Source organism: Pararhodobacter aggregans (genome assembly GCF_003075525.1).
Classification (GTDB): Bacteria; Pseudomonadota; Alphaproteobacteria; order Rhodobacterales; family Rhodobacteraceae; genus Pararhodobacter; species Pararhodobacter aggregans.
Map to the genome: position 1 here is coordinate 1 of NZ_QDDR01000020.1, position 26,279 is coordinate 26,279.

The 26,279-nt window shown below is 68.8% G+C and carries 28 protein-coding genes and 1 tRNA gene; 18 read left to right on the forward strand and 11 right to left on the reverse strand.

The genetic code is table 11. From position 1 onward, the window contains the following. Positions 1 to 232: 232 nt before the first annotated feature. On the forward strand, positions 233 to 1,189 hold the full coding sequence (locus DDE23_RS23865; RefSeq protein ID WP_238150099.1) for a formylglycine-generating enzyme family protein: 957 nt from the start codon (positions 233 to 235) through the stop codon (positions 1,187 to 1,189). 3 nt (positions 1,190 to 1,192) lie between these two features. Here DDE23_RS23865 and DDE23_RS23870 read toward each other — a convergent pair whose 3' ends face one another. The 3 genes from DDE23_RS23870 to DDE23_RS23880 all read right to left on the reverse strand — a co-directional run bounded on the left by DDE23_RS23870 (position 1,193) and on the right by DDE23_RS23880 (position 5,203). Continuing rightward, a complete protein-coding gene (locus tag DDE23_RS23870; protein ID WP_107755138.1) occupies positions 1,193 to 1,795 on the reverse strand; it encodes a dimethylsulfonioproprionate lyase family protein in 603 nt (200 codons plus the stop codon). A 543-nt stretch (positions 1,796 to 2,338) separates the two neighbouring features. Beyond that, positions 2,339 to 3,946, reverse strand: coding sequence for a phosphoglycerate dehydrogenase (gene serA / locus DDE23_RS23875; protein WP_107755137.1), 1,608 nt, complete (start codon positions 3,944 to 3,946; stop codon positions 2,339 to 2,341). Between the two features lie 99 nt (positions 3,947 to 4,045). Continuing rightward, the gene (locus DDE23_RS23880) at positions 4,046 to 5,203 is read right to left on the reverse strand and encodes a phosphoserine transaminase (RefSeq protein WP_107755136.1); all 1,158 of its coding nucleotides are present in this window, start codon (positions 5,201 to 5,203) and stop codon (positions 4,046 to 4,048) included. A 154-nt stretch (positions 5,204 to 5,357) separates the two neighbouring features. On the opposite strand from DDE23_RS23880, the gene serB reads away from it, so the two are divergent. The 4 genes from serB (at position 5,358) to DDE23_RS23900 (ending at position 9,341) form a co-directional block, all read left to right on the forward strand. Then, on the forward strand, positions 5,358 to 6,236 hold the full coding sequence (serB, locus tag DDE23_RS23885) for a phosphoserine phosphatase SerB (RefSeq protein WP_107755135.1): 879 nt from the start codon (positions 5,358 to 5,360) through the stop codon (positions 6,234 to 6,236). A gap of 91 nt (positions 6,237 to 6,327) precedes the next feature. Next, on the forward strand, positions 6,328 to 7,890 hold the full coding sequence (locus tag DDE23_RS23890; protein ID WP_107755134.1) for a helicase HerA-like domain-containing protein: 1,563 nt from the start codon (positions 6,328 to 6,330) through the stop codon (positions 7,888 to 7,890). After that, the gene (locus tag DDE23_RS23895) at positions 7,890 to 8,246 is read left to right on the forward strand and encodes a glyoxalase superfamily protein (protein ID WP_107755133.1); all 357 of its coding nucleotides are present in this window, start codon (positions 7,890 to 7,892) and stop codon (positions 8,244 to 8,246) included. The genes DDE23_RS23890 and DDE23_RS23895 overlap by 1 nt, the downstream gene beginning before the upstream one ends. A 108-nt stretch (positions 8,247 to 8,354) precedes the next feature. Continuing rightward, positions 8,355 to 9,341, forward strand: a complete 987-nt coding sequence (locus tag DDE23_RS23900) for an alpha/beta hydrolase family protein (RefSeq protein ID WP_107755132.1) — start codon at positions 8,355 to 8,357, stop codon at positions 9,339 to 9,341. Between the two features lie 49 nt (positions 9,342 to 9,390). Here the strand turns inward: DDE23_RS23900 and DDE23_RS23905 are convergent, their stop codons facing one another. Beyond that, a complete protein-coding gene (locus DDE23_RS23905; RefSeq protein WP_107755131.1) occupies positions 9,391 to 10,308 on the reverse strand; it encodes a DMT family transporter in 918 nt (305 codons plus the stop codon). Between the two features lie 142 nt (positions 10,309 to 10,450). On the opposite strand from DDE23_RS23905, the gene DDE23_RS23910 reads away from it, so the two are divergent. From DDE23_RS23910 to DDE23_RS23920, 3 genes are all read left to right on the forward strand, one after another. Next, positions 10,451 to 10,525: transfer RNA gene (locus DDE23_RS23910), tRNA-Phe, on the forward strand. Between the two features lie 89 nt (positions 10,526 to 10,614). After that, the gene (locus DDE23_RS23915) at positions 10,615 to 11,400 is read left to right on the forward strand and encodes a thiamine pyrophosphate-dependent enzyme (RefSeq protein ID WP_107755130.1); all 786 of its coding nucleotides are present in this window, start codon (positions 10,615 to 10,617) and stop codon (positions 11,398 to 11,400) included. Positions 11,401 to 11,432: 32 nt separating this feature from the next. Beyond that, entirely contained in the window at positions 11,433 to 12,878 is a 1,446-nt protein-coding gene (locus DDE23_RS23920) for an aldehyde dehydrogenase (protein ID WP_107755129.1), read from the forward strand. Between the two features lie 505 nt (positions 12,879 to 13,383). Here the strand turns inward: DDE23_RS23920 and DDE23_RS23925 are convergent. Both DDE23_RS23925 and DDE23_RS23930 read right to left on the reverse strand, forming a co-directional pair. Further along, positions 13,384 to 13,605 (reverse strand): DUF1150 family protein, encoded by a 222-nt coding sequence (locus tag DDE23_RS23925; RefSeq protein ID WP_107755128.1) that lies wholly within the window; start codon positions 13,603 to 13,605, stop codon positions 13,384 to 13,386. Between the two features lie 12 nt (positions 13,606 to 13,617). Beyond that, a complete protein-coding gene (locus DDE23_RS23930; RefSeq protein WP_107755127.1) occupies positions 13,618 to 14,031 on the reverse strand; it encodes an Hsp20 family protein in 414 nt (137 codons plus the stop codon). 164 nt (positions 14,032 to 14,195) lie between these two features. Between DDE23_RS23930 and DDE23_RS23935 the strand changes: the two genes are divergently transcribed. The 3 genes from DDE23_RS23935 (at position 14,196) to DDE23_RS23945 (ending at position 15,519) form a co-directional block, all read left to right on the forward strand. After that, the gene (locus DDE23_RS23935) at positions 14,196 to 14,414 is read left to right on the forward strand and encodes a YdcH family protein (protein WP_107755126.1); all 219 of its coding nucleotides are present in this window, start codon (positions 14,196 to 14,198) and stop codon (positions 14,412 to 14,414) included. Continuing rightward, positions 14,411 to 14,842, forward strand: coding sequence for a hypothetical protein (locus DDE23_RS23940; protein ID WP_107755125.1), 432 nt, complete (start codon positions 14,411 to 14,413; stop codon positions 14,840 to 14,842). Before DDE23_RS23935 ends, DDE23_RS23940 begins: the two co-directional genes overlap by 4 nt. 137 nt (positions 14,843 to 14,979) lie before the next feature. Beyond that, positions 14,980 to 15,519 carry a hypothetical protein gene (locus tag DDE23_RS23945; RefSeq protein ID WP_107755124.1) on the forward strand — a complete coding sequence of 180 codons (540 nt, stop codon included), beginning with the start codon at positions 14,980 to 14,982 and terminating at the stop codon, positions 15,517 to 15,519. Position 15,520: 1 nt separating this feature from the next. Here the strand turns inward: DDE23_RS23945 and DDE23_RS23950 are convergent, their stop codons facing one another. After that, complete coding sequence (locus tag DDE23_RS23950) at positions 15,521 to 16,618, reverse strand: THUMP domain-containing class I SAM-dependent RNA methyltransferase (protein WP_107755123.1); 1,098 nt, start codon at positions 16,616 to 16,618, stop codon at positions 15,521 to 15,523. 111 nt (positions 16,619 to 16,729) lie between these two features. On the opposite strand from DDE23_RS23950, the gene purE reads away from it, so the two are divergent. The 3 genes from purE (at position 16,730) to DDE23_RS23965 (ending at position 19,306) form a co-directional block, all read left to right on the forward strand. Continuing rightward, the gene (gene purE / locus DDE23_RS23955; RefSeq protein ID WP_107755122.1) at positions 16,730 to 17,209 is read left to right on the forward strand and encodes a 5-(carboxyamino)imidazole ribonucleotide mutase; all 480 of its coding nucleotides are present in this window, start codon (positions 16,730 to 16,732) and stop codon (positions 17,207 to 17,209) included. Beyond that, the gene (locus tag DDE23_RS23960; protein WP_107755121.1) at positions 17,202 to 18,272 is read left to right on the forward strand and encodes a 5-(carboxyamino)imidazole ribonucleotide synthase; all 1,071 of its coding nucleotides are present in this window, start codon (positions 17,202 to 17,204) and stop codon (positions 18,270 to 18,272) included. Before purE ends, DDE23_RS23960 begins: the two co-directional genes overlap by 8 nt. A 62-nt stretch (positions 18,273 to 18,334) precedes the next feature. Continuing rightward, complete coding sequence (locus DDE23_RS23965; RefSeq protein ID WP_107755120.1) at positions 18,335 to 19,306, forward strand: quinone oxidoreductase family protein; 972 nt, start codon at positions 18,335 to 18,337, stop codon at positions 19,304 to 19,306. Positions 19,307 to 19,405: 99 nt separating this feature from the next. On the opposite strand, the gene DDE23_RS23970 is transcribed toward DDE23_RS23965, so the two are convergent. The 4 genes from DDE23_RS23970 to DDE23_RS23985 all read right to left on the reverse strand — a co-directional run bounded on the left by DDE23_RS23970 (position 19,406) and on the right by DDE23_RS23985 (position 22,312). Continuing rightward, positions 19,406 to 19,801, reverse strand: a complete 396-nt coding sequence (locus tag DDE23_RS23970; protein ID WP_107755119.1) for a carboxymuconolactone decarboxylase family protein — start codon at positions 19,799 to 19,801, stop codon at positions 19,406 to 19,408. Continuing rightward, a complete protein-coding gene (locus DDE23_RS23975) occupies positions 19,801 to 20,640 on the reverse strand; it encodes a cyclase family protein (protein WP_107755118.1) in 840 nt (279 codons plus the stop codon). Before DDE23_RS23975 ends, DDE23_RS23970 begins: the two co-directional genes overlap by 1 nt. 78 nt (positions 20,641 to 20,718) lie before the next feature. After that, entirely contained in the window at positions 20,719 to 21,405 is a 687-nt protein-coding gene (locus DDE23_RS23980; RefSeq protein ID WP_107755117.1) for an NAD-dependent deacylase, read from the reverse strand. 1 nt (position 21,406) lies between these two features. After that, positions 21,407 to 22,312, reverse strand: a complete 906-nt coding sequence (locus DDE23_RS23985) for a LysR family transcriptional regulator (protein WP_107755116.1) — start codon at positions 22,310 to 22,312, stop codon at positions 21,407 to 21,409. 90 nt (positions 22,313 to 22,402) lie between these two features. Here DDE23_RS23985 and metF point away from each other — a divergent pair, with 90 nt between their 5' ends. The 4 genes from metF to DDE23_RS24005 all read left to right on the forward strand — a co-directional run bounded on the left by metF (position 22,403) and on the right by DDE23_RS24005 (position 26,159). Continuing rightward, positions 22,403 to 23,272 carry a methylenetetrahydrofolate reductase [NAD(P)H] gene (gene metF / locus DDE23_RS23990; RefSeq protein ID WP_107755115.1) on the forward strand — a complete coding sequence of 290 codons (870 nt, stop codon included), beginning with the start codon at positions 22,403 to 22,405 and terminating at the stop codon, positions 23,270 to 23,272. A gap of 171 nt (positions 23,273 to 23,443) precedes the next feature. Then, positions 23,444 to 24,649: a bifunctional phosphopantothenoylcysteine decarboxylase/phosphopantothenate--cysteine ligase CoaBC gene (gene coaBC / locus DDE23_RS23995; protein WP_107755114.1), complete on the forward strand. Its 1,206-nt coding sequence runs from the start codon at positions 23,444 to 23,446 to the stop codon at positions 24,647 to 24,649. Beyond that, the gene (gene dut / locus DDE23_RS24000) at positions 24,646 to 25,113 is read left to right on the forward strand and encodes a dUTP diphosphatase (protein WP_107755113.1); all 468 of its coding nucleotides are present in this window, start codon (positions 24,646 to 24,648) and stop codon (positions 25,111 to 25,113) included. Before coaBC ends, dut begins: the two co-directional genes overlap by 4 nt. Next, positions 25,113 to 26,159 carry a HesA/MoeB/ThiF family protein gene (locus DDE23_RS24005; RefSeq protein ID WP_107755112.1) on the forward strand — a complete coding sequence of 349 codons (1,047 nt, stop codon included), beginning with the start codon at positions 25,113 to 25,115 and terminating at the stop codon, positions 26,157 to 26,159. The genes dut and DDE23_RS24005 overlap by 1 nt, the downstream gene beginning before the upstream one ends. Positions 26,160 to 26,279 lie beyond the last annotated feature (120 nt).

Consider the following 26,279-nt stretch of genomic DNA (forward strand, 5'->3'; position numbering starts at 1 on the left):
CATACCGGCACCGTCAGCCAGACCGGCGGCAACAACGCCTATGGCCTCTTCCAGTTCGGCCAGAACACCAACGCCGCCGTCAGCCAAAACGGCGGACAGACCGGACTCACCCTCCTGTTCGGGTGGTAGAACCCCTCCCCATCCGGACCTGTGGCGCGGGCGGTTCCTTCGGGGGCCGCCCGTTGCCTTTTCGCGCGCCCGGGTGCAGGACAGGGGCAGGATGGAGGGATCGATGGACGGCAAATCCTGTTGCGCCCCGGCCGGGTCCGGGCGGGCCATGCCCGAGGCGCTGGCGACCCCGGCGCTGACCCGGCGTGCCTCCGACGCCCTGCGGGCCGAGGTCGAGGCCGGGCTGATCGCGCTGAAGGGCGGGTTCTTCGACATGGGCGCGGCCAAGGGCCGCTACCCCGACGACATGGACAGCCCCCGGCGGCGGGTCTTCGTCTCGCCCTTCCGGCTGGGGCGAACCAGCGTGACCAACCGCCTGTGGGCCGCCTTCGCCGAGGAATCGGGGTACAGGACGGTGGCCGAGCGCGAGGGCTGGTCCTTTGTCTTTCACCTGTTTCTGGCCGACCCGCTGGGCTATGTCGAGCATCCGCCGCAGACGCCCTGGTGGCGGGCGGTGGGCGGTGCGAGCTGGGCCGCGCCGGACGGGCCCGGGTCCGACTGGCGCGAGAAGCCCGACCATCCGGCCGTGCATCTGAGCTGGTTCGATGCGCAGGCCATGGCCGAGTATCTGGGCCTCAGGCTGCCGACCGAGGCCGAGTGGGAATTCGCGGCGCGCGGCGGGCTGAAACACGCGCGCTTTCCCTGGGGCAACGATCTGGTCCCGGCCTCGGGCCATCGCCACAACACCTGGCAGGGCGAGTTTCCCCGGGTGAACAGCGCGGACGACGGGTTCGTCGGCACCTGCCCGGCCGATCATTTCCCGCCCAATGCCTATGGCTTTCACACCCTGACCGGCAATGTCTGGGAATGGACCGGGACGCGGTTCGGCCCCCTGCCCCGGGGCGACGGCACGCTGCCGCCGCGCGACCCCCAGGGACCGGCCGAGGGGCCGGGCTATGTGATCCGGGGCGGATCCTACCTGTGTCACGTCAGCTATTGCGAACGCTATCAGGTGCATTCGCGGACCCATAACACGCCGGACAGCTCGACCGGGCATATGGGGATGCGGCTGGCGGGTTGAGGGTCAGGCCACGCCCGGCACCGGAGCCTCGGTGAAGCCGTAGGAATGGGTGTTGATGTCGCCGCTCCAGCGCCAGAGCGCGAAGAGCCCCTCGGGTCCGGTGGCGAAGGCATGGGGCAGGCGCGAGGGGTGGTGGATCACCTCGCCCGCGCCGCGCAGCCGCGTGTCCTCGCCCGCCGTCCAGAGGGCCGAGCCGGCGAGGATCACATAGGTCTCGTCGGCGTCGTGGTTGTGGGGCGGGTAATAGGTGCCGGGCGCCTGATAGAAGAAGCCCATCCGCAGGTCGGGCGCCGGGATCGGGCCGTCGGGGCCCAGAAGCTCGGCCACGGCGAAGATCGCGGCATAGGGGCCCACCTGTGCATCGACCGGGTTGGTGCCCCAGGGCAGGCGGTCGAAGAGGGCGAGCGTGGCTTCGGCCAGCGGACCCTTGCCGCTGAGCAGCGCGCGGATCGCGGCGTCATGGGGACCGGGCGGACCGGGGCGGAGGGGCGTGGCGATCTGCGTGGCGGTCAGGGCCCGGGCGGTGGCCTCGGCCTCGGGCCGGGGTTCGGCGCGCCAGAGATCGGCGAGGGCGACGAGCAGGCGGTCGAGGTCAGGATCGCGCATTGCAGGGTCTCCGGGCTGTGGGGAGGATGCGGGTTTTCTGCGCCTGCCTTGGAGAGGGCGCGCGCCCGATTGCGACAGGCCGGATGCGGTTTTCGTCCCGGGGGAGGTTGGTGCGTGCGAGCACGCACCCTACGGGTGGCCATTGGCGGGTGATCTTTGCTTGCCCGGAACAAGCCGAAGGCGCCGGGCAAGCGCCGGCCCGTCCCGGCGGGCTGGCGCTTTGGCTGCCACCCGCTCCGAACCGGGTCTGGAAGCGGGCCGAACCATGAAGCGCAGGCTGACCGGCGTTGCGGCGCCATCCCACGGTCCGGCGCTTGCCCGGCTTGCGTTGGTGCGCGGCCTCTCGCCCTCGACCCGTAGGGTGGAGTTCCACCCCACCATCCCCCATGAAAAAGCCCCGCCGGAGCGGGGCTTTTCCTGAGGTCAGGCGACCTCGAAGGTCAGCGGACGGGCCTGCTGGACGAGCGCGGATCAGAAAGCGCTCCGGTGGAGTGTTTTCCCGCGTGAGCGGCCCCGGGCAACCGGGGCCGACCGCACCGTCGATCAGGCGACCTCGAACTTCAGCGGATGCACCTGCTGGAACATCCCCGTCGATTCCAGCGTCTCGACCACTTTCGGGTCGATGGCCTGATCGAGGTACAAGAGCGCGATCGCGTCCTGACCGGCGGCCGAACGGCCGAGGGTGAAGTTGGCGATGTTGACGCCGTTCTTGCCCATGGTCATGCCCAGGAGGCCGATGATCCCCGGCACGTCCTCGTTGGTCGTGTAGAGCATGTGCTCGCCGATCTCGGCGTCGATGTTGATGCCCTTGATCTGGATGAAGCGCGGCTTGCCATCCGAGAAGACGGTCCCGGCCAGCGACCGCTCGCGCTTGTCCGTCACGATGGTCAGCTTGATGTAGCCGTCGAAGGCCCCGGCCTTGTCCTGCGTGGTGGTCGAGACCTTGATGCCCCGCTCTTTCGCCACGATGGGCGCCGAGACGAGGTTAACGTCCGGGTTGGCCGATTTCAGGATCCCGGCGATCACCGCGCAATCCAGCGCCTTGAGGTTCATGTCCGAGACGACGCCATCATAGAGCACGTTGATGGCGCGGATCGGCTCGTCGGTCATTTGCCCCGCGAAGTTGCCCAGATGCCCGGCCAGCTTGATCCAGGGGCCCATGACGGCGGCTTCCTCGGCGGTGACGGACGGCATGTTCAGCGCGTTCGAGACGGCGCCGGTCAGCAGGTAGTCCGACATCTGCTCGGCCACCTGCAGGGCGACGTTCTCCTGCGCTTCGGTGGTCGAAGCGCCGAGGTGCGGCGTGCAGACCACGTTCGGCAGGTTGAAGAGCGGGCTCTCCTTGGCGGGCTCGACGGCGAAGACATCGAGCGCGGCCCCGGCGACGTGGCCCGAGTTCAGCGCTTCGACCAGCGCGTCCTCGTCAATGAGGCCACCGCGGGCGCAGTTGATGATCCGCACGCCCTTCTTGGTCTTGGCGAGGTTCTCGCGCGACAGGATGTTGCGGGTCTTGTCGGTCATCGGCACGTGCAGCGTGATGAAATCAGCGCGGGCCAGCAGCTCGTCCAGCTCGACCTTGGTCACGCCCAGCTGCTTGGCGCGCTCGTCCGAGAGGAAGGGATCGTAGGCCACGACCTTCATCTTCAGGCCGACGGCGCGGTCGCAGACGATGCCGCCGATGTTGCCCGCCCCGATCACGCCCAGGGTCTTGTTGAAGAGTTCAACGCCCATGAATTTCGATTTTTCCCACTTGCCTTCGTGGGTCGAGGCATTGGCCTCGGGGATCTGGCGGGCAACGGCGAACATCATGGCGATGGCGTGTTCGGCGGTGGTGATCGAATTGCCGAAGGGGGTGTTCATCACGATGATGCCCTTCTTCGACGCCTCGGGAATATCGACGTTGTCGACGCCGATGCCCGCGCGGCCGATGACCTTGAGGTTGGTCGCGGCGGCGAGGATCTTGTCGGTCACCTTGGTGGCCGAGCGGATGGCGAGGCCATCGTACTGGCCGATGATCTCGAGCAGTTTCTCTTTGTCCTTGCCCAGCGCGGGCAGGTAATCGACCTCGACCCCGCGGTCGCGGAAGATCTGGACGGCGGTTTCGGAGAGGGCATCGGAAACGAGGACGCGCGGTTTCGTCTGGGGGGCCATATCTGGGCTCCTTGAATGTCGGGGGGTGTGGTGCGTGCAAGCACGCACCCTACGGGGGGCGGTAGGGTGCGTGCTTGCACGCACCGTCCCTTCATGAACTCAGGCGGCTTGCGCCAGCGCGGCGATCTCGGCCTCGAAGGCCCATTCCAGCCAGGGCATCAGGGCCGCGACATCGGCGGTCTCGACCGTCGAGCCGCACCAGATCCTGAGGCCCGCCGGGGCGTCGCGATAGGCGCCCACGTCCAGCGCCACGCCTTCCTTCTCCAGCCGCTTGGCCACGGCCTTGGCGAAGGCGGCGCCGTCGGTGATCCGGGCGTCGACGAACTTCAGGCAGACCGAGGTGGTCGAGGCATGGGCCGCATCCTCGGCCAGGTTCGCGAGCCAGGGCTTTTGCGCGCAGAAATCCCAGACGGTTTTCGCATTGGCCTCGGCCCGGGCGATCAGCCCCGCCTGCCCGCCCAGCGATTGCGCCCATTTCAGCGCGACGAGGTAATCCTCAACGGCCAGCATCGAGGGCGTGTTGATCGTCTCGCCCTTGAAGATGCCCTCGATCAGCTTGCCGCCCTTGGTCATGCGGAAGATCTTCGGCAGCGGCCAGGCCGGGGTGTAGCTTTCCAGCCGTTCGACGGCGCGAGGGCTCAGGATCAGCATCCCGTGCGCACCCTCGCCGCCCAGCACCTTCTGCCAGGAGAAGGTCACGACATCGAGCTTGTCCCAGGGCAGGTCCATGGCGAAGGCGGCCGAGGTCGCGTCGCAGATCGTCAGGCCCTGACGGTCGGCCGGGATCAGGTCGCCATTCGCCACCCGCACGCCCGAGGTCGTGCCGTTCCAGGTGAAGACCACGTCCTTGTCGAAATCGACCGTGGCGAAATCGACGATCTGGCCATAGGGGGCCTTCTTGACCAGGGCGTCGATCTTCAGCTGCTTGACCACATCGGTGACCCAGCCTTCGCCGAAGCTTTCCCAGGCCAGCATCTCGACCGGGCGGGCGCCCAGCAGCGACCAGAGCGCCATCTCGACGGCGCCGGTGTCCGAGCCGGGGACGATGCCGATGCGGTAATCGGCGGGCACGCCCAGAACCTCGCGGGTCAGGTCAATGGCCTCGGCCAGCTTGGACTTGCCCACGGCGGCGCGGTGCGAGCGACCGAGCGGCGCATCGGCCAGCATGTCCAGCGAAAATTGGGGGATCTTGGCGCAGGGGCCCGAGGAGAAACGCGGATTGGCCGGCCGCGTGGCCGGGGTAGCGAGAGCAGTCATGGTATCCTTCCAGATAAACGCCCCTCGTTGGGGAGGGGTGTCCCGCCGTCGCTGATATTCCTGCGCCCTGACTGGCGCAAGCGGGATTATTGGCCTAATGCGGCACTTGAAGCCGCGAAACCGACGTCGCCTGTCCATCATCGGAAACACGCCCATGCATGTCGCCACCCTGCTGACCAATCCCGCCACCCCGGTGCTGGAAGCGCCGCTGGTGGAGAACCTGCGCAACGCCTGGGGCGGCGGCGCGGCGCGCTGGCTGGCGCCGGGTGTGGCTGCGGAATTCGACCTGTCGATGCGGCCGGCGAAACAGTGGGAGGTCTGGGCCGACCTGCAGGGGATGGGCGTGGACCTCTGCGTCCAGAAGGCCGAGGGGCGGCGCAAGGCGATGCTGCTGGCCGATATGGATTCGACCATGATCCAGCAGGAATGCATCGACGAGCTGGCCGATATGGCGGGCGTCGGCGCCCATGTCGCGGGGATCACCGCACGGGCGATGAACGGCGAATTGGATTTCGAATCGGCGCTGAACGAGCGGGTCGGGCTGTTGAAGGGTCTGCCCGTCGGCGTCATCGACCAGGTGCTGGCCGAGCGGATCACCTACATGCCCGGCGGCAAGCTGCTGATCGCCACGATGAAGGCCCACGGCGGCCATGCGGCGCTGGTCTCGGGCGGGTTCACCGCCTTCACCGCGAAGGTGGCGGCGGCGCTGGGATTCGACGAGAACCGCGCGAATACGCTCCTGGAGGAGAACGGCGCCCTGACCGGCAAGGTCGGCCTGCCGATCCTCGGCAAACAGGCCAAGGTCGATGCGCTGGAACAGATCACCGCAAGGCTGGGGATCACACCCGCCGAGGTGATCGCCGTCGGCGACGGGGCGAACGATCTGGGCATGCTGCATCTGGCGGGTTCGGGCGTGGCGCTGCACGCCAAGCCCTCGGTCGCGGCGCAATGCGAGCTCAGGGTGAATCACGGCGACCTGACGGCGCTCCTCTATTTGCAGGGTTACGCGCGCGAGGATTTCGCGGCAGTCTGAGCCGCGAGCGCGGAAGCGGGGGTTTTGCACCCCCGCACCCCCGCAGCGTATTGAAGGCAGAATGAAGGGGCGCGGCCCCGGGACGGGTGGCATGGCGCAGGACAGCATTTTCATCGGCGGCGGCGGCGAGGGCTATGCAGAGCCCGAGGAATTGCTGCTGAAATACGGCAATCGGCACGGGCTGATCGCGGGCGCCACCGGAACCGGCAAGACCATCACCATGCAGATCATGGCCGAGGAATTCAGCCGGGCGGGCGTCCCGGTCTTCCTGACCGACATCAAGGGCGACGTGGGCGGGATGGCGGTGGCGGGGACGCCGCGCGAGAGCTTCCAGAAGCGCGCCGACCAGATCGGCCTGGGCGCGCTGAGTTACGCGGCGATGCCGGTGGTGTTCTGGGACCTGTTCGGTCAGTTCGGCCATCCCGTGCGCACCACCATGGCCGAGATGGGGCCCTTGCTGCTGTCGCGGATCCTGGAGCTGACCGAGGCGCAGGAGGGGGTCATCAACGTCGCTTTCCGGCTGTCGGACGAGCAGGGCTGGCCGATCCTCGATCTGGCCGATCTGCGGGCGATCCTGCAATTCCTAGCCGAGAACCGCGAGGAGATGTCGGCGCGCTATGGCAATGTCACCACCGCCTCGATCGGGGCGATCCAGCGGCGGCTTCTGGTGCTAGAAAACCAGGGGGCGGCGAATTTCTTCGGTGAACCGGCGCTCGACATCAAGGACCTGATGCTGACCACGCCGCAGGGTCAGGGCCGGGTCAACATCCTGCATGCTGCCCGGCTGATGGAGACGCCCCGGCTTTACGCCACCTTCATGCTGTGGCTGATGTCCGAGCTGTTCGAGGAACTGCCCGAGGTGGGCGATGCCGAAAAGCCGAAGCTGGTGTTCTTCTTCGACGAGGCGCATCTGTTGTTCGACGGGGCGCCCAAGGCGCTGGTCGACAAGGTGCAGCAGGTGGCGAGGCTGATCCGTTCCAAGGGCGTCGGCGTCTATTTCATCACCCAGAACCCCGATGACGTGCCCGAGGATGTGCTGGGCCAGCTGGGCAACCGGGTCCAGCACGCTTTGCGCGCCTTCACCGCGCGCGACCAGCAGGCCCTGCGCCGGGCGGCGCAGACCTACCGGCCGAACCCGCGCTTCGACACCGAGGCGGCGATCCGCGAGGTGGGCGTGGGCGAGGCCGTGACCTCGTTTCTGGAGGCCAAGGGCGTGCCGGGCGTGGTGGAACGCACGCTGATCCGCCCGCCGGCCAGCGCCATGGGCCCCTGCGACGAGGCGATCCGGCGGCAGGTGATCGTTTCCTCGCCGCTGGCCGGGAAATACGACACCGCCGTCGACCGCGATTCGGCGCAGGAGATGCTGGCGCGCCGCGCCGACCAGGCCGCGCGCGAAGCCGAAAGGTTCGAGCGGGACCGCGGCGAGGACGAGCATTCGCGCGGGCGGCGCTATTCGCCGGGCGGGTCCTCGCGCTCGCGCCGGGTCGAGGAGGAGGACGCGCCGCGCCGGCGGTCCTCGCCCTCGCGCAGCCGGTCGTCGCGGTCGGATACGGTGATGGACGCGTTCACCAAATCGGTCGCCCGCTCCATCGGCACGCGGGCCGGCAGCGCCATCGTTCGGGGCGTGCTGGGCGGGTTGTTCCGGGGCCGGTGATGAAACCGCCGGTCCCGATCCTGCGCAGTTTCGACGAGGCCCGGGCGCGGGACTTCTACGTCGGTTTCCTGGGCTTCGAGGTGGTTTTCGAGCATCGCTTCGAGCCGGGCCTGCCGCTGTACCTGGGGCTGCGGCAGGGGGAATGTGTGCTGCATCTCTCCGAGCATTTCGGCGATGCGGCACCGGGGGCGGCGCTCAGGATCGAGGTGCCGGATGTGGACGCTTTCTGCGCGGCGCTGAACGCCAAGGGCTATGCCAACGCCCGGCCGGGGGTTCAGGCCCAACCCTGGGGCTCGCGCGACATGGCGGTGAGTGATCCGTTCGGGAACAGGCTGGTGTTCTGGTCGGAGGGGTGAGGCGCTGGGTCGCGGCTGGCCGGGTGACCGAGCTGCGGACGACGCTGTCATTGCCATGAACTCATGCTACAGCGCGCCCATGTTTCAGTCCGCGCAGGGAGCCATGGCATGAAGTTCGGCATTTCTTCGGTCCTGATCGTGGCCGCTGCACCGTGCCTCGCAGAGACGTCGGCAGGATTTGTCCGACTTCGCGACACCTCGGTGGAGGAGCGTCCGCTGTCGCTGTCGATCTGGTACCCTTCGGCAGACCAGGCCTCGGGCACCGTCGGCGGCAACCCGGTCTTCGAAGGGGCTCTTGCCGCCCCGGATGCCGCCTTTCCAGACGGCGCGCTCCCCTTGGTGGTGGTTTCGCACGGCGGCTTGCGATCCGCAGCGGAGTCCGGCGCCTGGCTCAGCTCCTCCATCGCGCGGGCGGGCTATGTTGTCGTCGAGGTCAATGCGCCGCGTCCGGACAATGCGGCTCTTGCCCTGGACGAGATATGGCGCAGACCGCAGGACATCCGCCGCGCCATCGATCTGGTGCTGGCTGACGAGACATGGGGACCGCGCCTTGATGGCAGCAGGGTGTCGGTCGCCGGGTTTGCCCTTGGCGCAACGGCCGCCCTTTCCGTTGCCGGTGCCGACATGGACGCAGCGCGCTACTTGCGTTCCTGCTCTGCGGACCGCGCAACCGAAGAGCCGGATTGCGGCTGGTATGACGCACAGGGCGTGGACCTGTCTGAGACCAGCCCGGAAGGCTTGGCAGGGCTGGCCCGGGACCCTCGTGTCACCTCGGTGATCGCCGTGAATCCGGAATATCTGTCGGCGCTGGGCGCGGTCCCTGCCGGTGTCAGCGCCCTGCGGATGTCGCTGGGAAACCCTGATAACGCGTCGGCAGACGGCCAGATCCCTCAAGCGGTTGTCATTCCCGGGGCATCCATCGTCGACGCATTCGCAATCTGCACGGACCTCGGACCGGCCATTCTGCTCGAGGAAGAGGGAGAGGCCTCGCTCTGTGGCGAGTCGCCGGAAGCACGCCGGATCATCCATCAGGAAATTTCCGATGCGATGATATCCTTTCTCGGCGGGGGCGCGGAACAGGCCGGCGCTGATTGACCGGCACCGCCGGCCCTTCGCCAAGATCAACCACCGTCAGGCTGGGCCCCTATCCCTGCGGCGTCATCGCCTTCCGCTGCTTGGCCCGTTCCAGCCCCAATTGCCGCTCGCGCCAGATGATGAGGATCCCGGCCGAGACGACGATGGCGGCGCCGATCAGCATGGTGCCGGTCGGGACCTCGCCAAACACCCAATAGCCGATCGCCAGGGCCAGCAGCATCGAGGCATAATCGAAGGGCGCGATCAGCGAGGCGTCGGCTTCGCGGTAGCTGGAGGTCAAGAAGATCTGCCCGACCCCGCCGATCAGCCCGGTCAGCACCAGGATCCCCGCCTCGGCCGGGGTGGGCAGGGCCCAGCCGAACGGCAGCGTGAAGAGCGCGAGGCCCGTGGCGGTGATCGAGAACCAGAAGACGATGGCCGAGGTCTCTTCGGTCATCACCAGCCGCCGGACCGTCACCTGCGCCAGCGCCGCGCAGACCGCGCCGGTCAGGGCGAACATGGCGCCCAGGGCCTCGGCTGTGCCCACGTCGCTGCCCAGCGTCAGGCGCGGTGAAAGAACGATCATCACCCCGGCGAGCCCGGCGAAGACCGCGGTCAGGCGGAAGAGCCGCACCTCCTCGCCCAGGAACATCGAGGCGAAGATCACCACGAGCAGCGGCGCGGCATAGCCGATGGCGGTGACCTCGGGCAGGGGCAGGAAGGCGAGGGCGGCGAATCCCATGCCCATGGCCATGGTCCCGACCATGCCGCGCCACAGATGCCCCAGCGGTTTGGAGACCTTGAGCCCGGTGCGCAGCTCGCCCCGGAAGGCCAGCCAGGCCAGGATCACCGGGATGGCAAAGAGCGAGCGGAAGAAGACCGTCTCACCGGGCGGGATGCTGTCCGAGACCGATTTCACCAGGCTCGACATGACGATGAACAGCGTGACCGAGATCAGCTTGAAGACGATTCCGCGGATCGGTCGCATGGGGGCGCCTCGGTTCTGAACAGGTGCAGTATCCCATCGGCGGAGGGCAGGAGCAAGGCACGGAAAAGCGTCAATTTCCCTCTGGACACCGCTCGCGGCGTGACGTAGGACACGCTCACCCGAAAGCGATGCTTTCCCCGGTGCCCGGGTAGCTCAGGGGTAGAGCAGTGGATTGAAAATCCTCGTGTCGGTGGTTCGATTCCGCCCCTGGGCACCATTTCCAACTTCCTGATAACGCAGGACAAGTGGCACTCTTGCCCTGGCCGATGCGGCGTTGGTCGTGGGCCATGCGCGGTCGAAGGGCCTTTGGCCCCCGGTCGCGATGGCGTCGCAGCGGATCGGAGTTTCAAGCAGATCGCCGGGCCCATCCGCCCGCAACACTACCTGTCGCGCGGCGTGCCGAAGCTGGTGATCCGGCGCCGGGGGGACCGGCTGGCGCTGGAGGGCGAGGCGCTCTATCGCGGCGCCGGTCCGGTGCTGGCGGAACTGGTGGCCCGACCGGGGCGCGTCGCGCCCGGATGTGAAGGTGATCCAGCCGGGCCCGACCCGTTGTTCACCTGCACGCTGATCCGCAACTTCCCCTCGGATGTGGCGCTGGCCGGGGAAACCGCCCCGACCTTGTTGGCGCGGATCGCGGAAATGGCGGGACAGCCGCGCGATGCCACGGTGCTGGACGCACGCCGGGCGCGGATCGCCACAGCCGCCGCCGCCGACCGGGCGGCCCTGCGCGCCCTCGCCGAGAAGGGCTGCGGCGGGCCGATGACCAAGGCCTGGGTCAGCGCCTGTCATCAGGTGGCCGAGGCGCCTGCGCTGCCGGTGATCGTGCTGGTGCTGAACAACGGCGAATGGGGCGCCGTGCGGCAGTCGGTGCTGGGCCTTTATCCCGGGGGACAGGCCGACCGGGCCAATGACGTGCCGCTGAGCAGCCTGCGCCCCAGCCCCGATTTCACCCTGACCGCCGCCGCCAGCCGCGCCCATACCGCGACCGTCACCGAGGGCCGCGAACTGCCCGCGGCCCTTGACCGCGCGATCCGCGGCGCCCGAACGGAGCGACGGCAGGTCCTCTTGAACATCGCGATCAGTCCTGATTGATCGTCTGCATCGAAGCCTTGGAGGAAAAATCCATGAAAATCTCTATGCTTGTCGACGGCGCCTATGTGCAGGCCGAAGGCGGCCGCAGCTTCGCGCGCCGTGACCCGGTTACCGGCGACGTCGCCACCGAAGCGCCGGCCGCGTCGGTGGCCGATGCGTTGCGGGCGGTCGATGCCGCCGCGCGGGCCTTCCCCGGCTGGGCCGCGACCAGCCCGGCGGCGCGGCGCGCGCTGCTGAACAAGGCCGCCGACCGGCTGGAAGCCAAGACCCCCGACATCATCGCCACCGCCATCGCCGAAACCGGCGCGACCGGCCCCTGGATCGGCTTCAACTGCATGCTGGCGGCGGGTATCCTGCGCGAGGCGGCCTCGATGACCACCCAGATCACCGGCGAGGTGATCCCGGCCAACAAGCCCGGCATGCTGGCCATGGCGCAGCGCAAGCCGCTGGGCGTCTGCCTCGGCATCGCGCCCTGGAACGCGCCGGTCATCCTGGGCACGCGCGCCGTGGCCATGGCGATCGCCTGCGGCAACACGGTCGTGCTGAAAGCCTCGGAACTGTCGCCCGCGACGCAGCTCGCCATCGGCGAGGCCTTCACCGAGGCCGGTTTCCCGCCGGGCGTGCTGAACGTCGTCACCAACGCGCCCGAGGATGCGGCCGAGATCGTCGCGGCCCTGATCGCCGCCCCCGCGGTGCGGCATGTCAACTTCACCGGCTCGACCCGCGTGGGCCGGATCGTCGCCATCAAGGCCGCCGAGCATCTGAAGCCGGTCCTGCTGGAACTGGGCGGCAAGGCGCCGCTGGTCATCCTCGATGACGCGGATCTGGAGGGGGCGGTGAATGCGGCCGCCTTCGGGGCCTTCATGAACCAGGGCCAGATCTGCATGTCGACCGAGCGGATCATCGTGCACGAGGGCATCGCCGATGCCTTCGTCGCGGCGCTGGCTGCCAAGACCAAGGCGCTGCCCGCGGGCAACCCGCGCGGTCAGGTGGTTCTGGGCGCGCTGGTCACGCCCGAGGCCGCGGAAAAGATGGACCGCATCATCGCCGACGCCACCGCCAAGGGCGGAACGGTCGCGGCGGGCGGCAGCCGCGACGGCTCGGTCGTCAGCGCCACGCTGATCGACCATGTCGGCGCCGAGATGACGATCTATCAGGAAGAAAGCTTCGGCCCGGTCAAGCCGATCATCCGCGTGGCCGATGACGACGAGGCGGTGCGGGTGGCCAACGACACCGAATACGGGCTGTCGGCCGCGGTCTTCAGCCAGAACATCCAGCGCGCGATGGCCGTCGCCGACCGGATCGAGAGCGGCATCTGCCACATCAACGGCCCGACCGTGTCCGACGATGCGCAGATGCCCTTCGGCGGGGTCAAGAACTCGGGCTATGGCCGCTTCGGCGGCAAGGCGGGGATCGACGCCTTCACCACGATCCGCTGGGTGACGATCGAGGATCCGCACCAGCACTACCCGTTCTGAAACCAGAGGGCCCGTAGCGATCTCCGGGCCTTTTGCCTTCCGGGGGCAGGCTTGCGGCAGGAAGACCCCGACCAGCGCCGCAGGAAGGTTCACCGCGACGAAGACTTTCCGGATCAATCGCTGGGTGGCGGTGCCCGCGGCTCAAGCGAGTGTCAGAGCCGCGGGCGTCTCGCGCCGCCCCTACCGGAATGGGCTGGAGGTTCGGGAAGGCGGGAAACCCGCGGCTCTGTCGCACCCCCGTCTGGCGCAGGCGGGATGCCGACAGCGAAGGTGCCGCGCTTGCCCGGGGCATCCTGCGCCCGGGCATCGAGCACTGCACCGAAGACGCCCCGCCCGGTATCGTGACGTGCCGTCGCGCCGAGGGCAGGACGCCCCGGCTTCAGGCCCGGGCGCCGCGGGAAGCGACGGCCTTGCTCGACGGGTCTGCGTGCCCCCCCCTGCCCTGCCCGAACAGGCCGACGCCTCCGGGCGCGGCAGGGGATATCACGGCCCGGGGGGAGCGCCCTCAATGCGCGCTGACCGGCTCCAGGTCGTTTTCGCGCGCGACGAAGAAGGCGGTGCTGCGGTCCTGGGTCAGGGCCAGGCATTCGCCCTCGTGGTTATGGACGCCCCAGACCTCGGCCCCCGAGGGGACCTGGGCGCGGATGTCCTGCGGCAGATTGGCCACGTCGATCTGGCGGATATAGGCGATCTTGCCGTCCGGGACGAAGGGATAGGGAGTTTGCATCTGTGCCTCCTGTCAGCCGCGGGTGATGGGGATGGTGCGCACCACGGTCTCGGGCTCGCGTCTCTCAAGGGTAACCTCGAGAAGTCCGTTGTCGAGCCTTGCACCCGAGACTTCGACCCCTTCGGCCAGCGCAAAGACGCGGCGGAACTGGCGCGTGGCGATGCCGCGATGCAGGAAAACCCGCTCGGCGCCCGGATCGTCCTGCTGGCCGCGGATCACCAATTGCCGGTCTTCCAGCGTGATGGCGATGTCGTCGGGGCCGAAACCCGCGACCGCCAGCGTCACCACGAAACGGTTGGGTTCGACCAGTTCGATGTTGAAGGGCGGATACCCCTCGGCCCCGGCGCGGGCGGTTCGTTCGACCAGCCGCTCCAGCGGCTCGAAGCCCAGAAGCAGGGGATGCGAGGGGAAGGCGAATTTGGTCATGGGTCTGTCCTGATGCAGCGACATAAGTCCCGGTTCCCGCAGGCGGCAAACCGGGCTCGCCCCAAGATATGGGCATGCCCGCGCTCCCCTGCAAGAGCCGCGAAGGCTTTGCTTGCACGGCAGAAAGCCGCTATTGTCGGGGGGAACAGGATCGAGTCGCAGCCATGAATGCCCCCACCGAATTGAGCCATGAAGAGGTGCTGCGCGTCCGGCTCGAGGTGCTCCGCCGCGAGCACCGGGACCTCGACGAGGCGATCGCGGCGATGCACGACCGCGGCACCGGCGACGAGCTGGCGATGAAGCGCCTGAAAAAGCGCAAATTGTCGCTGAAGGATCTGATCCAGCGCATCGAGGATGAGCTGACCCCCGACATCATCGCATGAGGCCGCTGGCCCTGGCGCTGCTGCTGGCCCTGCCGCTTCCGGCGCAGGGATGGACGCTGGCGCGGCTGCCGGTGGCGGGCGGCACCCTGCTGCGCCTCGACGCGGCGGGCAGCGCCTTTCTCTGCGACGAGGGGTCCGGGCGGGTCGAGCTGTGGCTGGCACGCGCGGCCAGTGCCCATGCGCCGGGGGCGGCGCTGAGCGCGACGCTCGGCGCGGGTGCCCTGACGCGGGAGGTTCCGGCGATGGTGGTTCGGGAGGCTGGCTTCGACGGCATCCGGGCCGAGATGGCCGCAGACGACCCGTTCTGGCCGGCGCTGCTTTCGGCCCCGGCGCTGGCCGTCACGCTGCCGGGGCTGGCGCGCTGGACCCTGCCGCTGACGGATTTCGCCGCGCCGGGCGCCGGTTTCCTGACCGCCTGCCGGGGCTGAGCCACGCTCACAAGCCGGTGCGCGGCGGCCGAAACACTGGCGGGAACCGGCGAACCGGCGCAGGATGGCACCGACCGCGCGGATTGGGCGCGGTGCCTGTCCGTTCAAGACCGCCTTTCAGCCCTCGGAGATTTCCCATGACGCGCGCCTTCTTCCTTCCCTGCGCCCTCGCCGCCCTTCTGCCCCTCTCTGCCGCGGCGCAGGAGGAGGACTTGCAGTGGATCTACAACCGCTATGTGGCGGAGAACCCGCTCGATACCTATCTGGGGCTGGTCTATGGCATCCCCGAAACCGACGCGATGCGGGCTTCGATGACCTGCGCCATCGGGGCGAACTGGATCTATGCCGCGGTCGATCTGGGCGCCGATGTCGAGGGGCTGGCGGATGAGGCCAGCGCCACGGTGGTGCTGAACGCGGGCGGGCGGGACTTCGTCGAGCAGGGCAGCGTCTTTCGCCACGAGGAAGGGATCTGGGGCGTCTCGCTGGCGCTGGAGCTGAGCGACCCCTTCTGGGCCGATCTCAGCCGCGGCGGCGTCCTGACCTACCGCGTGAACGAGCGCGCGCCGGAAACCCTGCCGCTGGACGGGATCGGCGCGCCGCTGCACGCTTTCCTGGGCGATTGCGTCTCTATCGGTGATCTGCCCGCCGATGACGCCGGAGCGCCCGCGGGCAAATAGCTCAGAGAACCCCCTGCCAGAGGGTGACCCGGGTGCCGCCCATGTCGATGGCGGGCTCGGTGGCCGCGAGGTTCAGGCCCGCGGCCTTCACCAGCCCGGCGTCGGGCGAGACGAGGCCCAGTTTCCAGCCGCGGAACCGCTCGGCCAGCGTCTTGCCCAACGCGCCGTAAAGCGCGAACAGCAGCTTCCGGTCGCCGATCCGCGCGCCCCAGGGCGGATTGACCACGATCAGGCCGGGCGGCAGCCCCTCGGGCGGGGTCAGGTCGCTGACCGGCTTGCGGTCGAACCGGCACCAGTCGGCGACCCCCGCCCGCTGGGCATTGGCCGTGGCGCCCTGAACGGCGCCTTGGTCGCGGTCCGAGCCGAAGAAGCGCAGCGCGGGCGTGGTGGCGGGGGTTTTCTTCAGCTTGGCAAAAGCCTTGGCGTCGTAGCTTTTCAGCAGCTGGAAAGCGAAGTCGCGGTCCCGGCCCGGTTGCAGCCCGGCCGCCGTCTCGGCCGCCTCGATGACGAAGGTGCCCGAGCCGCACATCGGATCGACCAGCGCCTGCGTCCCGTCGAAGCCCATCTGCCGCAGGATCAGCGCGGCCAGCGTCTCGCGCATCGGCGCCTTGCCGGTGAAATGCTTGTGCCCCCGCTTGTGCAGCGACTCGCCCGAGGTATCGAGGCTGATGGTGCAAAGGTCATCCTCGATCCGCACCTTGACCGAAAGCCCCGCATCGGCGGCAATCGGCGCGCCGATGGTCTCGCGGATCGCGGTTTCGACGCGCTGGGCGGCGGCCTTGTGGTGGTAGATCTTGGATTTGTGGCAGGTGGCCTCGACCCGCACGGGGACATCCGCGCGCAGCAGGGCCGCCCAGTCGACCTTGCGCGCCCGCTTGTCGAGTTGCGCGAGGTGCATCGCCCGGAATTCGGCGATCCGGGCCAGCACGCGGGTCGCGCCCCTCAGCTCCAGATTGGCCCGCCAGACCTCGGCCCAGCCGCCCGCAACCGTCACCCCGCCGGGGACCACACTCACGCCCTGAAAACCCGCCGCCCGCGCCTCGTCGGCGAGAATGGCATCCAGCCCGGGGGCGGCGACGAGGAAGAAGCTGTCGATCATGCCCCCCCATAGCCGCAAAGCCCGGGCGCCGCGAGGGTCTTTGCAACGCGCCCCGTCTTTGCATCGGTCCTGGTCCATGCTAGGGCGCGCGCAAGCAACCCGGAGGGGCAGATGACCGTCGACGTCGGAATCATCATGGGCAGCCAGTCGGACTGGCCGACGATGCGCGAGGCGGCGGCGATCCTCGATGAGCTGGGCATCAGCTATGAGGCGAAGATCGTCAGCGCCCATCGCACGCCGGACCGGCTCTGGTCCTATGGCAAGACGGCCGTCGAACGCGGGTTGAAGGTGATCATCGCCGGTGCCGGGGGGGCCGCGCATCTGCCGGGGATGATGGCGTCCAAGACCCGGGTGCCGGTGGTGGGCGTGCCGATCCAGACCCGGGCGCTGGCGGGCGTCGACAGCCTCTATTCCATCGTGCAGATGCCGAAGGGCTTTCCGGTCGCCACCATGGCCATCGGCGGCGGGGCGAATGCCGGGCTGATGGCGGCGCAGATCCTGGCGGTGACGGACCCGGCGCTGGCCGCACGGGTCGATGCCTGGCGGGACGCGCTGAGCGCTTCGATCGCCGAGGAGCCCACCGATGAGTGAGGCGCTGGAACCGGGCGCGGCCATCGGCATTCTGGGCGGCGGGCAGCTGGGACGGATGCTGTCGGTCGCGGCCTCGCGGCTGGGGCTGCGGACCCATATCTACGACCCGGGCGCCGAGCCCCCGGCGGGCCATGTCGCCGAGACGGTGACGACGGCGGAATGGGATGACGAGGTGGCCTTGCGCGCCTTCGCGGGTTCGGTCGATGTCATCACCTATGAATTCGAGAACATCCCGGCGGCGACGCTGGACCTGCTGGAATCGCTGCGCCCGGTGCGCCCGAACCGGCGCGCGCTGGCGGTGTCGCAGGACCGGCTGACGGAAAAGGATTTCCTGACCGGGCTGGGCCTGACCACCGCGCCCTATCGCGACGTGCCGACGCTGGCCGCGCTGGAGGCGGCGCTGGCCGAGATCGGGCCGCAGGGCATCCTGAAGACCCGGCGGCTGGGCTATGACGGCAAGGGGCAGGCGCGGCTGAAGGGGCCCGGGGACGCGGCGACGGCTTACGCCGAGATGGGCGGGGCGGAGGCGATCCTTGAGGGCTTCGTGCAGTTTTCGCACGAGGTCTCGGTCATCGCCGCACGGGGCGTGACGGGCGAGGTCGCCTGTTTCGATCCGGGCGAGAACCTGCACGAGGCGGGCATCCTGCGCACCACCACCGTCCCCGCCCGTCTGGCGCCGGGGCAGCACATGGACGCCATCCTGCTGGCCGGCAAGATCCTGAACGCGCTCGATTATGTCGGGGTGATGGGGGTCGAGCTGTTCGTGACGCCCAAGGGCCTCGTGGTCAACGAGATCGCGCCGCGGGTGCATAACTCGGGCCACTGGACGCAGGCGGGCTGCACCGTCGACCAGTTCGAGCAGCATATCCGCGCCGTGGCGGGCTGGCCGCTGGGCAACGGGCAGCGCTATGCCGATGTGGTGATGGAGAACCTGATCGGCGAGGATGTGGCGAAGGTGCCGGCGCTGGCGAAGGCCGCCGATGTGCAGATCCACCTCTACGGCAAGGGCGCGCCGCGACCGGGCCGCAAGATGGGCCATGTGAACCGGATCACCCGGGGCTGAGCTTTCCCCTTGCCGCCACCCCGCCGCCCGGCCATCTTTCCGGGCAAAGAGGGAGGCCGCGCATGGCAAAGACCATCATCATCGAGGCCCATGGCGGGCCCGAAGTCCTGACACTGGTGGACCGTCCGGTGGGCGATCCGGGTCCGGGCGAGATCCGCATCCGCCACAAGGCGATCGGGCTCAATTTCATCGACTGCTACCAGCGCTCGGGGCTCTACCCGATGCAGATGCCCGCCGCGCTGGGGCGCGAGGCGGCCGGGATCGTCGAGGCGGTCGGCGAGGGCGTGACCCATCTGAAAGTGGGCGACCGCGCCGCCTATGCCGCCGCGGTGTCCGGCGCCTATTGCGAGGCGCGGGTGATGCCCGCGGCGCAGGTCTGCCCCCTGCCCGAAGGCATCAGCTTCGAGGAAGGCGCGGCGATGATGCTGAAGGGGATGACGGTGGAATACCTGTTCCACCGCACCACGCCCCTGAAGGCGGGCGACACCGTGCTGTTCCACGCCGCCGCCGGGGGCGTCGGGCTGATCGCCTGCCAATGGGCGCGCTCGGAAGGCATCCATCTGATCGCCACCGCGGGGTCGGCCGCCAAATGCGCGCTGGCGCTGGAGAATGGCGCCGAGCAGGCGATCAACTACGCCACCGAGGATTTCCCCAAGCGGGTCATGGAGCTGACCGGCGGCAAGGGCGTCGATGTGGTGATGGATTCGGTGGGGGCCACGACCTGGCAAGGCTCGCTCGACAGCCTCAGGCCCTTGGGCATGATGATCTCGTTCGGCAGCGCCTCGGGCCCCGTGCCCGCCTTTTCGCTGGCGGCGCTGGCCGGGAAGTCGCTGAAGGTGACGCGGCCGACGCTGTTCACCCATATCGGCCCGCATGAGGCGTGTCAGGCCATCGCCCGGCACCTGTTCGACAAGGTGCTGTCGGGGGATGTGAGGATCCATATCGACCAGCGCTTCCCGCTGGCGGAAGTGCGCGCCGCGCATGAGGCGTTGGAGGCGCGGAAGACCACGGGGTCGACGATCCTGACGGTGTGAGAAGCGAGGGGGCTGCTCGCCCCCTCGCGCTCCCCTCGCCAAAGGGGGAGCACGCTCCCCCTTTGGAAACCCCCGTGCGTGTTTGGGACAAGATGATGATCAGGTCTGGAAACGCTCGTCGGTGGGGACTTGCAGGGCGGTGGCCAGCGCGTTGGTCTGGGCGGCCATGGCGATGACCGCGAGGAGTTCGGCGTGCATCGCGGGGGTCATGCCCTTGGCCCTGGCGGCGGCGGTGTGGGAATGGGTGCAGTATTCGCAGCCATTCGTCACGCTGACCGCGACATAGATCAGTTCCTTGACCAGCGGGTCCAGCGCGCCCGGGGCCATGACCTGTTGCAGGCGGTCCCAGGTGGCGGCCAGCAGGGGCGGGTCATGGGCCAAGGCGCGCCAGAAGTTGTTGACGTAATCGGTCTGCCGCTTCGCGCGGATGTCGTCGAAGACGGCGCGGGCGGCGGGATCCGCTGCCTCGTCCGTGAGCAGGGGAACCGTCGCCATCAGAAGAGCGTGAAGACGCGGGCCGGGCCGCCGGTGCCGCGGCGGTGTTTCGGCGCGCCGACAATCAGCGTGGCGCCGAGGGCCGGCACCGCGTCGAGATTGGCGATGCATTCGACGCCCCAGCGGCCCGAGGGCAGCCAGGCGTAATGCGTGGCGAAATCGGGGGAGAGGCCGAAATCCAGCGACAGCGTGTCCACGGCGATGCCCGAGACATCGGCCTCTTCCATCAGCATCTGCACGGCCTCGACATGGAAGCCCGGGAAATGCATGGCGCCGCCGTCATCGGCGTTGCGGAACGAGGGGCTGTCGATCTTCGAGGCCCAGCCCGAGTTCATCGCCACGCAAGCCCCGGCGGGCAGCGGGCCATTGGCGCTGATCCAGGCGCGCAGGTCGTCGGGGGTGAGCTGGGTATCCGCATCCTCGGCCGCCTTGGCGCGGATATCGACCACCGCCAGCGGCACGATCAGCTTGTCGACCGGGATCTCATCGACCGACATGCCGTCGGCCGAGAAATGCATCGGGCTGTCGACATGGGTCCCGGTATGTTCGTTGACCCTGAGTTCCTTCAGGTTGAAGCCGTGTTCGGCGAAGTTGAAGAGTTGTTCTTCCCAGAATTGCTGATCGCCGAAGAAGGTCGGGAAGTCGGGGTGCAGGGTGTGGGTCATGTCGGCCATCTCGCCCGGGACCTGGGCCATGGCGGGGGCGGGGCGCAGGGTGGCGGCGCCGACGGTGCCCGCGGCGGCGAGGCCCAGCGCCCCCTTGAAGAGGTCACGCCGGCCGAGCCGCGGCTCGCCCAGCATCCGCGCTTTCACGCTTTCCATCACGCAGGCATGGCACATGATCCGATCTCCCGGTTGCTTCCGCCTCGTTTCGCCGGGCGGTTCATCGGGTCAGACTGCGGGCCGGGGGCGATTTGGTCAATCGAGGAGCGAGGCGACCCAATCCGGCACCACCTGCGAGGCGGGGCCATAGCGGCGGGTCTGGAAAACGCGGCTGATCTCCGAGGGTTCGAGGTTCAGTTCGGTGCAATGGGCGCCATTCCGGCGGGCCTCGGCGGCGAGGCCGGCGGCCGGGTAGACCTGGCCCGAGGTGCCGATGGCGGTGAAATGGGTGCAGGTCTCGACGGCCTCGGCGATGGCGTCCATGTGGTAGGGGATCTCGCCGAACCAGACGACATCGGGGCGGGTGCGGGGCTGGCCGCAGGCGGGGCAGCGGTCGGTCAGGGCCATGACGGGCGGCGCGGGCCAGCGGTGGCCGCAACCGGCGCAAAGCGCCGACATCAGTGCGCCGTGCATCTGGATGACGTTGCGCGAGCCCGCGCGCTGGTGCAGGTCGTCCACGTTCTGCGTCACCAGCGTCACCTGCCCGGGCAGCGCCGCCTCCAGCCGGGCCAGCGCCGCATGGGCGGCGTTGGGCTGGGCGCTCGCGCAATTGGCGCGGCGGGCGTTGTAGAAATCCGTCACAAGCTGGGGGTTCTTCGCGAAACCCTCGGGCGTCGCCACCTCGTTCAGGTCGTATTGCGTCCAGAGCCCGTCCTTGTCGCGGAAGGTGCCGAGCCCGCTTTCGGCCGAGATCCCGGCGCCGGTGAGGATGACGATCCGCATCTCACGCCCGTTGCAGCTTGACCGGCTCGGTCCGCGCGAGCCGCAGGAAATGGGCCATGAAGGGCTTGACCGTGTCCTCCTCGCGCGTCGCGGCATAGAGGCGTTTGGTGAGGCCCCCCTCGGTCACCGGTTTGGTGACGTAATCGGTCGAATATTTCACCTCGCGCAGCACCCAGTCCGGCAGCACCGCCACCCCGCGATTGGAGGCGACCAGCAGCAGGATCACCGCCGTCAGCTCGATCGGCCTGACCTGCCGGGGCTCCACCCGGGCGGGGTTCAGGAGGCCGGTGAAGATGTCGAGCCGCGTGCGGTCCATCGGATAGGTGAGCAGCACCTCGTCGCGGAAATCCTCGGCTTCGATGAAGGGTTTCGCGGCGAGGGGATGCTGGGAGGAGGCGATGAAGCGCGGCTCGTAATCGAAAAGCGGCGTGAAGGTGATGCCGGGGATTTCCTCGGGGTCCGACGAGATCACCAGATCCACCTCCTCGCGCGCCAGCGCATTGAGCGCCGCGAAGGCGAGGTTCGGGCGGATGTCCACGTCCACATCGGGCCAGGCGTGGCGGAAGCGTTCCAGCACCGGGAACAGCCAGTCGAAACAGGCGTGGCATTCGATGGCGATGTGCAGGCGGCCCATCTTGCCGGCGATCATGGCGCGGAATTCCTCTTCCAGCGCCTCGACCCGGGGCAGGACTTCCTCGGCCAGTTTCAGCATCTTGAGGCCCGCGGCGGACAGGCGCAGGGGCTTGGTGCGGCGGGCGAAAAGCTCCACCCCCGCCTGATCCTCCAGCCCTTTCAGCTGATGCGACAGCGCCGATTGGGTGATGTTCAGGATATCGGCCGCGCGCGCCACGCCGCCTGCCAGATGGATGGCGCGGATGGTGCGGAGGTGACGAAACTCCAGGTGCATTATGCTGCCCGCCTCATGTTCGTGATGAAAACAATGAATTTGTCTCACAATGCTGCGCATGCGACAAGAGGCTCAACAAGGAGCCCCATCATGCCCGCACCGCGCATCTCGTTCGAGTTTTTCCCGCCCAAGACGCTGGAAGCCAGCTTCCGCCTGTGGGAAACCGTGCGCATGCTGGCGCCGCTCAGGCCCGACTTCGTGTCGGTGACCTATGGCGCGGGCGGCACCACCCGGCAGCTGACCCATGAGGCCGTCACCACCATCGGGCGCGAGTTCACCCTGAACGTCGCGGCGCATCTGACCTGCGTCGATGCCACCCGCGCCGAGACGCTGGCGATTGCCGAAAGCTATGCGGCGGCGGGCGTGACCGAGCTGGTGGCACTCAGGGGCGATCCGCCGAAGGGTCAGGGCGGTTTCGCGGCCCGGCCCGAGGGGTTCGCGTCCTCGCTGGAGCTGATCGCGGCGCTGAAGGACACCGGCAAGTTCAAGATCCGCGTCGGCGCCTATCCCGAACGTCACCCCGAGGCGCGGGATGAGGCCGCTGACATCGACTGGCTGAAGCAGAAGTTCGAGGCCGGGGCGGACAGCGCCATCACCCAGTTCTTCTTCGAGGCCGAGACCTTCCTGCGCTTCCGCGACCGCGCCGAGAAGGCCGGGATCGACGCCGCCCGGATCATCCCCGGCATCATCCCGATCGAGGGCTGGGCGGGCATCCGCCGCTTCGCCCAGGCGACCGGCGCCACCATCCCCGGCTGGCTGGACGAGGCCTTCGTCAAGGCCGGACGCGACGGGCACGAGCAATTGCTGGCCACCGCGGTCTGCACCGAGCTTTGCGATACGCTGTTGGGAGAGGGCGTGCCGGCCCTGCATTTCTACACGCTGAACAAGGCGCATCTGACGCGCGATGTGTGTTTCGCGCTGGGGGTGAAACCGCAGGTGGCCTTGCAGAACGTGGCCTGAGCGGGCCGGAAGGACAGGCAGCCGGGGGGCAGGCGCGCCCGCCGGTCGTCTTGGTGCCGGGGCGGGTGGGTTCTGACCCGCCTGCCCCGGCGCGCCGGTCGCCTCGACCATGGCCGGTTGCCATCCCCTGCCGCCGCTTCTACACCTGAGCCAGTCCTAGCGGAGACGCCCATGCTGGCCGGAAAGCGCATCCTTCTGATCATCGGCGGCGGCATCGCGGCCTACAAGGCGCTGGAGCTGATCCGGCTGCTGAAAGGCGTGGGCGCCAGCGTCTCGCCGGTGCTGACCCGGGCGGGGGCGGAGTTCGTCACCCCCCTGTCGGTCGCCGCGCTGGCCGGCGAGCCGCTGCATCAGGACCTCTTCGACCTGACGGCCGAGGCCGAGATGGGGCATATCCAGCTGTCGCGCGCGGCCGATCTGGTGGTCGTGGCCCCCGCGACCGCCGATCTGATGGCCAAGATGGCGGGCGGGCAGGCCAATGACCTCGCTTCCACCCTGCTGATGGCGACCGACAAGCGGGTGCTGATCGCGCCCGCTATGAACGTGCGGATGTGGGAACACCCCGCCACCCAGCGCAACCTCCGGTCGCTGCTGGCTGACGGCATCCTGAGTGTGGGTCCGGACCATGGCGACATGGCCTGTGGCGAGCATGGCCCGGGCCGGATGGCCGAGCCTCGGGCGATCCTCGCCGCGATCCAGACCGCGCTCAGCGACGGCCCCTTGAAGGGCAAGCATGTCCTCGTGACCTCAGGCCCGACGCATGAACCCATCGACCCGGTGCGCTACATCGCCAACCGTTCCTCGGGTCAGCAAGGCACCGCGCTCGCTGCCGCGCTGCGCGATCTCGGCGCCCGGGTGACCTTCGTCACCGGCCCCGCCACCACCCCGCCGCCCCCGGGCGTGACGGTGGTAAAGATCGAAAGCGCGCGCGAGATGCTAGCGGCCGCCCTCGCCGCGCTCCCTGCCGATGCCGCCGTCTTTGCCGCCGCCGTCGCCGACTGGCGGGTCAAGAACGAGGCCGGGCAGAAGATGAAGAAACAGGCCGGCCAGCCGCTGCCGGTGCTGGAATTCGCCGAGAACCCCGACATCCTCGCCACCATCAGCCGCCACGCCGGGCGCCCGCCGCTGGTCGTGGGTTTCGCCGCCGAGACGGAGAAGGTCGTGGAACACGCCCAGGCCAAACGCGCCCGCAAGGGCTGCGACTGGATCGTCGCCAATGACGTGTCGCCCGCCACGGGCATCATGGGCGGCAGCGAGAATGCCGTCCACCTCATCACGGCGGGCTCGGTTGAGGACTGGCCCCGCCTGCCCAAGGACGAGGTCGCCCGCCGTCTCGCCGCCCGCATCGCCACCGAACTCACGGGAAAGCCGCAATGAGTGTCCTCATCAAGGTCCTGCGCGAAGGCTGGGCCGATCCCGCCATCGAGCTGCCCGCCTATGCCACCCCCGGGTCCGCCGGGGCCGACATCCGCGCCAACCTGCGCCCCGAGGATCGTGACACCGGCTTCACGCTGGACCCCTGGCACCGGGCTCTGATTCCCACGGGCCTGATCGTCGAGATCCCGCAGGGCTACGAGATCCAGGTGCGCCCCCGCTCGGGCCTGTCGCTGAAACACGGGATCACCCTGCCCAACACGCCCGGGACCATCGACAGCGATTATCGCGGGCCGGTGGGCGTGCCGCTCATCAACCTCTCGGACCGGCCCTATACGATCCAGCACGGCGAGCGCATCGCCCAGATGGTCGTGGCCCCGGTGGTGCAGGGCCGCTTCCTGCTGACCGAGGCGCTGGGCGAGACCGGCCGCGGCGCCGGCGGTTTCGGCTCGACCGGGCGCGGCTGATGCTGGTCGTCCTGATCCTGGCCGGGGTGCTCTTCACGCTGGGCTGGGTGTTCGGCGTGCCGCTGAAGGCGCGGCTGGCCTTTCTGGCGGCGATCTGGGCCGGGATGGTTCTGGCGCATCTGGCCTTGCCCGCCGCGCATCCCTTCCGCCAGGGCACCGGCGGCGACGCGCGGCCCTGGCTGTTGCTGGCGATCTTGGCCCTTGCCGTCTGGGCCTATCGGGCGATCTTGCAGGCCCTGCGCAAACGCGCGCGCCAGCACGAGGCCCAGACCATGCCCGAGGTCAAGAAACCGCTTTTCTCCGAGGCCGAGCTGAACCGCTACGCCCGCCACATGATGCTGCGCGAGGTGGGCGGCCCCGGCCAGCGCAAGCTGAAAGAGGCCAAGGTGCTGGTGATCGGCGCCGGGGGCCTCGGCTCGCCGCTGCTCCTCTATCTGGCGGCGGCGGGGGTCGGCACCATCGGGGTGATCGACGACGATGCAGTCGAATCCTCGAACCTGCAACGGCAGATCATCCACAATGACCGCACGGTCGGCATGCCCAAGGTCTTCTCGGCGCAGGAACAGATGGAGGCGCTGAACCCCTTCATCACCGTGAAACCCTATCACCGCCGCCTGACCGAGGCGGAGGCCGAAAACCTCTTCGCCGAGTATGACCTGATCCTCGACGGCACCGACAATTTCGACACCCGCTACATGGCCAACCGGGTGGCGGTGAAGACCGGCAAACCGCTGATCGCCGCCGCCATCACCCAATGGGAGGGGCAGATCGCCCTTTACGACCCGGCCCGCGGCGGCCCCTGTTTCGAATGCGTCTTCCCGACCCGGCCCGCGCCCGGGCTGGTGCCCAGCTGCGCCGAGGCCGGGGTCATCGCCCCGCTGCCCGGTGTCATGGGTTCGATGATGGCGATGGAGGCGGTGAAACTGCTGACCGGCGCGGGTGACCCCCTCAGGGGCGCCATGCTGATCTATGACGGGCTTTACGCCGAAACCCGCCGCATCACGATCAAGCCCCGCCCCGACTGCCCGGTCTGCCACAAGGCCTGAACTGCCCCCTTTTCATCTTTGTTCTCCAAATATCCTCGGGGGTTTCCAAAGGGGGTGGAAAACCCCCTTTGGCGGGGGGTGCGGGGGTGAGCGGCGTCTCGGAAACGCGCCAGTGGCGCG